This is a genomic window from Propionibacterium acidifaciens DSM 21887 (assembly GCF_000426605.1).
Lineage (GTDB): Bacteria > Actinomycetota > Actinomycetes > Propionibacteriales > Propionibacteriaceae > Propionibacterium > Propionibacterium acidifaciens.
Window position 1 is genome coordinate 1 of sequence record NZ_AUFR01000059.1, and the last position, 5,935, is coordinate 5,935.

Sequence of the window (5,935 nt, forward strand, 5' to 3'; positions counted from 1 at the left end):
AAAGCCATCCGGCACACCGGCCTGCTCGACCACTTCCCCGACCCCCCGCCGATGGCCGACAAGGGCTACACCGGGCTGGGCATGATCACCCCGGAACGAAAACCTGCCGGCGGTGAACTCACAGAAACCCAGAAACAGTACAACAAGGCCATCAACACGCTACGCGCCCCGGTTGAACGAGCAATCGCCAACCTCAAAACCTGGCGGACACTCCACACCGGCCACCGAAGACCCCTGCACACCTTCCCCGAAACCATCACGGCCATCATCGCCCTAGAATTCTTCAAAAACAGTTTTGCATAACCCTCGTGGTCTTGGGGTGTTTCCTCTCCGGCCAGGGGTTTCGGGGTTGTCGGTGGGTTCCCGGGGGTGCTTCTTCTTCTGCCCCGACTGGTTGACGGTGGGGTTGTTCTCGTGGCTGCATTGAGTTGGTTCTGTCTGCCCGCCCCAGGGGGTTCTCTCGTGAGTGATGATCTGAGTCTTGATGATCTGCACGCGACGTCGGATGTCGTATGGGACTATGATGTCAGTGCTGATCTGGCCGGCAAACTCGACGCCGCGGCGACCGCGGTGAGCGGCCAGGTGGGGCCGCGCAACAGCCGCAAGACCACGTACGGGACGGAGTTCAGGGGTTATTACGCCGAGTTGTGGGCGGACAACATCGAGATGGCGAACCAGGACGCGAGGCTGCTCGCGGAGCGGCTGGGTCAGGTGGCGCAGGGCGTGCGGGATCTGGAGGCGGACGCGCGGGCGGAGCAGGCCCGGATCGACGCGGCGAGGGAGTGGAAGCGCGAGCGGGACGCGCGGTCGGGCCTGGAGAAGCTGGGTGACAAGGTCGACGTGCTCCACCTGTTCCATGGTGATGAGAATCCGCCGAAGGCCGACCCCGTACCGCAGATGAACAAAACCTACGACTCACCGGCGGGGGGCGAGCGCAAGCAGTTCGAGGGGACGAGGAGCGGCACGAGCACGACGTCGGCGCTGCCGGACGACCTGCGTGGTTTCACCTCGCAGGAGCGTGCCGCGACGGACGAGATCCGCGGGACCCCGGCGGCGCTGCGGGGCCTGGTCGCGGATTTCCGGGCCACGTGCCGGTGGGGCCAGTTGGGCTGCGACCAGGTGCTCACGGGATTCGACAACTACATCACGTCGAATGACAACGACTGCGCCCGTACTGACGTCGTCGCGGCCAACTTCGAGGCGGCCGGCGGCTCCGGCGTGATCTCGACGGTGTCCGATGCGGCGATCGGGGCGAGTCTGGAGGCCAACGGGGTGTCCGAGCGGCGCCCGAGTCTGGAGATCCCGGCGGTTCAGGCGGTCGGGAATCCTCCGACGTCGGGGTATGCGAATGATCCGGTGAACACGGCGACCGGGAATTTCGTGGAGAACGAGGAGGATCTGCGTTTCGAGGGCGGGACGGCACTGCTGGGTTGGGCCCGGTCATACTCGTCGTTGAGTGGGAGGACGGGCGGGCACGGCCCGGGTTGGGCGTCGTGGATGGTTGTGGCCTGCGGTTCGACTCCGATGGGGCCGTGTGGACGCTGGCTGACGGCCGCGAGGTCGTCTTCGGGCGGCTGGGTGCGGGGTTCGACCGGGCCGAGCACGACAACTTCTGGCTGTCGGCGGCCGGGGAGGGCTGGGTCGTCACGAACAACACCGGGGCCCGCTGGTGCTTCACCTCATCCGGGCGGTCGATGTTGTTCAGCGTGAATGACGGTGCCACCGTCCTGTTCGACTACGCGGGTGGCCGGTTGCGGCGCATCCGGCATGTGCGGGGGCACGAGCTCGTTCTCGAGTGGGACGGGGATCGCCTCGTCGCGGTGCGGGCCGATGACGGGCGTCGTGTCGAGTACCGGTATGACGGGGCGGGCCGGCTGGTCGAGGCCGCCGGGCCGGCGGGTTCGCGCCGGTACGAGTGGGGCGAGCAGGGTCTGATCGTCGCGGTGATCGACGCGGATGGTGTGGTCGAGGCCCGCAACGACTACGACGAGCGGGGCAGGGTGGTTGCGCAGCGTTCCCGGTTCGGGCGGCTGACGCGGTTCGCGTATCTGCCGGGCCGGGTGACTGCCGTGTCCGACGTGGACGGGGGCCGTTCGAATACGTGGGTGGCCGACGGGCGGGGGCGTCTGGTTGCCGTCACCGACTGCGACGGCAACCGGTCCCGGATGGCGTACGACCGGTGGGGCAACCAGGTGTGGGCGGCCGACCCGGAGGGCGGGCAGACGGTGCGGGAGTTCGATGCCCGGGGCCGTCTGGTCACCGAGGTGGTGCCGACCGGGGCGATGAGGCGGCTGGTCTGGGACGAGCAGGACCGTCTGACCGATGTGATCTCGTTGGAGGACGGCGCCGAGGTCGCCCGGACGAGCATGGCCTACGAGGGGGCCGGGCAGCAGCCGTCGGTGGTCACCGACGGCGAGGGCGGCCGCACCCGGATGGTCTGGGACGGCGGGCTGCTGGTGGAGGCGACCGACCCGACCGGTGTCACGGTGCGTTTCGCCTACGACGGCCACGGCGACCTCGTGGCCTCGGTCGATGCCGAGGGCAACACGACGAGGATTGTGCGTGACAGCTCGGGCCGCCCGGTGGAGATGGTCAGCCCGTCGGGCGCGGTGACGCGGTACGGGTACGACGCGGCGGGCCTGCTCGAGTCCCGTACCGACCCGGACGGGGCCCGGTGGGGCTACGAGTACAGCGCGGGCGGCCGCCTGACCGGGATGGTGAACCCGCTGGGCGCTCGTACGGGCCTGGAGTACGGCGGGCACGGCGAGTTGTGCGCGACGGTCGACCCGTTGGGCCGTCGGGTCGAGCAGGAGCTGGATGACCTGGGGAACGTGAGCCGGGTGCGGCTGCCCGACGGGGCCGTGTGGGAGTACACCCATGACGGGATGTCGCGGCTGAGGCAGACCGTGGACCCGACCGGCGGGGTGTGGCAGCGCCACTACGACCGGTTCGGCCGTCTCGCCGAGACGGTCGACCCGGCCGGGGTACGGGCGTTCTGGCGTCATGACAGCGCGCGCGGCGAGGTGACCGTGGGCGACGCCGCCTCGGCGAGCGTTGTGCGGATGGACCGGTGGGGCCGCCAGGTCGAGACGGTCGGGCCTGACGGCTCGCAGGTCTCGACCCGGTACGACCGGGCGGGCCGGCCGGTCGAGTTCACCGACGCGGTTGGCGGGCGCACGCTCGTCGAGCGCGACCCGGCCGGCCGTCCGACCCGGATCCGCCGGCCCTCGGGGGCGAGCGTCCGGTACGACTACGACGCGTGCGGGCGTCTCGCGGGGGTGCGCAACGAGCTGGGTTCGCGTACCCGGTTGGACTACGACGCCGATTCCCGGCTCGTCGCCGAGCACTGGCCGACGGGCGAGCGGGGCTGGACCCGCTACGACGCGTGCGGCCGTGTCACCGCCCGCCACGTGCCGGGTTCGGGGACCTTCCGCTGGTCCTACGACAGGGCCGGCCGCGTCGTGCGGGCGAAGGACCCGTACAACGGTGTCCGGGAGTTCGGCTACGACGCGGCGGGCCAGCTCGTGACCGCGGTGAGCGGGGCCGGCGGCACCACCCGGTACGGCTACGACGCGGCCGGGCGGGCGGTGACGATCACGGACCCGCTGGGCGCCCTGACGCGCCGCACCTTCGACGCGATGAACCGGTGCACGAGCCAGACCGACCAGCTCGACGGTACCGCGTACGCGTCCTACGACGCGGCGGGACGGTTCATCAAGAACGTTGACCCGGACGGGCGGGTCATCGAGATCGGCTACGACGAGACCGGCCGGCAGGCGTGGCTGCGGGCCGACGGGCGGCTGGTCTCCCGCACCAGCCGGGACCCGCGCAACCGTTGTCGCACCGTCGAGGACTTCACCGACCCGGACCGGCCCCTCACCCACACCCTCTCCTACGACCCGCGGGGCCTGCTGGTGCGCCACGAGCGCGGCGGGGCGTGCACCGGCTGGGCCTATGACCCCGACGGCCTGCCCGTCCGGGTCACCGCGCCCGGCGGGGCCGTGACCAGCCTCCGGCGTGACGCCGCCGGCGCCCTGGTCGGGGTCGAGCACCCCGGCCTGGCCACGGCCGTGCTGGAACGCGACCCGGCGGGCCGTCTCGTGCGGGCCAGTGCCGGCGGGATGGTCCACGAGTGGGAGTTCACCGACGGCTTCATCACCCGCCACACGGCAGCCGCCGGTGACGGCCGGGCCCGGGTGCAGGTGATGGAGCACACCGACGACGGGGCCCTGTCCGCTGTCACGATCGACGGGGAACGCACCCGCTACCGCTACGACCAGGCCGGCCAACTCATCGAGGCCGCCGGGCCCGACGGGGCCCACACCTGGGCCTACGACCCGGGCGGGCGCCTGACCCGCGAGACGGTCGACGGTGGTGAGACCTGGCAGCGCACCCACGACGCCGCCGGCCGGCTCCTGAAAGCCGCATGCGGGCACAAGACCATCACCTACACCCACGACCGGTCGGGCCGGCGCACCGTCGAGGAGCACTCCGACGGATGCCGCCGCGAGTACGAGTGGACCGGCCTGTGGACACTGTCCGCCGTCACCGACCACCACGACGACCAGGTCGTACGGACCACGACCGTCGTGGACGCCCTCGGGCAACTCTCCCGCGTCAACGACGAACAAGTGTTCTTCGACGACCTGACCGGCCGGCTCCTCCAGGCCGGCGGCCAGACCATCACCCACGCCGGCCCCTCACCGCCACCGTGCCGGGTGGCTGGCTCGAACCCTCATGGCGGCCCCACCGCGACACGGACCCCCGGGACCCCTACCAGCCGCCCACAGCCCGAACCGTGTTGCCCGGCGGTCTCGGGCTCGGGCCCGGCGGCGAGGCCCGCATCGCCGGCATCGAATGGCTCGGAGCCCGCGTCCTCGACCCCGCCAGCCACGGGTTCCTGTCACCCGACCCCGTCGAACCGACCACCGGCGCCGGCTGGGCCGCGAACCCGTACTCGTACGCCGGGAACAACCCGGCCGGCCTGTACGACCCCACGGGCCTGCACCCCATCACCGGCCAGGAGATGGACGCCTACCGCCAGGCGAACTCGCCCAAGTGGGGCACCGCCCTCGCGATCGTGGCCGGGGTCGCGCTCGCGTTCGTTCCCGGCGCCCAGGGCCTCGGTGCGGCTCTCGTGGCCGGGGCGGTGCTCGGCGGCGGGGCCAGCCTCATCGACCAGGCCTGCACCGGCTACCCCATCGACTGGGGCCAGGTCGGCAAGGACACCCTGACCGGCGCGGCCGGCGGCGCCCTCGGCTACGGGGCCGGCAAAGGACTCCAATGGGCCGCCAGAACCCCCGCCGGACAGGCCGTCACGGGCTGGGCCGGCCGCCAGACGGACAGGATCCCCGCAGTACAACGACTCACCCAGAACCTGGGCGCCAAGGGCGCCGGCCAGAGCACCCGGGAAGCCCCACCCCTCACCGGCGACGCCCTCGACTCCGTGGCAACACCAGCAAAAGCATCACCCGCCCCACAAGCGCCCCAGTTCCAGGGCTACGAGGCGGAGGTTCGCAACAGCACCTCGGCCGCGCGGCTGCCCCAGGACGCGAACGTCAACCCGAAGCCTCCTCCTGCGCTCAAGACGGATCGTCCGGTCAGTCAGAGCACCACTCAGAACCAGTGGGCCCAGGACAGGATTCGGACCCTCAACCAACAGGGTGTCGAAGAGCTTCGGGTCAACCAGCAGCAGGTCAATGCGCAGGGGCAGCGCGTGGGGATCAACCGGCCCGACCTCCAGTACACCGGAAAGGACGGGGTGCGGGTCTGCGAGGAGGTCGACACGTCCTCGTCGACGAGGGGCCCCGGCCATGCGGACCGTATCCTGGCGAATGACCCGGACGCCGTAGTGTACTTGTGGGACGACGTGGATTAGGAGCAGATGATGATGACCTCTCTCTTCGACGGGCGGCTCGCGCCGTTGACGTTTTCG

General features: G+C 71.0%; 3 protein-coding genes and 1 pseudogene. All 4 read left to right on the plus strand.

All coding sequences use genetic code 11. From position 1 onward, the window contains the following. Positions 1-303: transposase family protein (locus tag K336_RS0112095; protein WP_028707171.1), on the plus strand; the 303-nt coding region annotated here is incomplete at its 5' end. 159 nt (positions 304-462) lie between these two features. Further along, a complete protein-coding gene (locus K336_RS19825) occupies positions 463-1,710 on the plus strand; it encodes a DUF6531 domain-containing protein (protein ID WP_028707172.1) in 1,248 nt (415 codons plus the stop codon). A gap of 2,788 nt (positions 1,711-4,498) precedes the next feature. Further along, a pseudogene (locus K336_RS20275) lies at positions 4,499-4,945 on the plus strand (hypothetical protein); the annotation flags it as partial. 192 nt (positions 4,946-5,137) lie between these two features. Then, on the plus strand, positions 5,138-5,878 hold the full coding sequence (locus K336_RS18125; protein ID WP_043151075.1) for a hypothetical protein: 741 nt from the start codon (positions 5,138-5,140) through the stop codon (positions 5,876-5,878). The last annotated feature ends 57 nt before the right edge of the window (positions 5,879-5,935 follow it).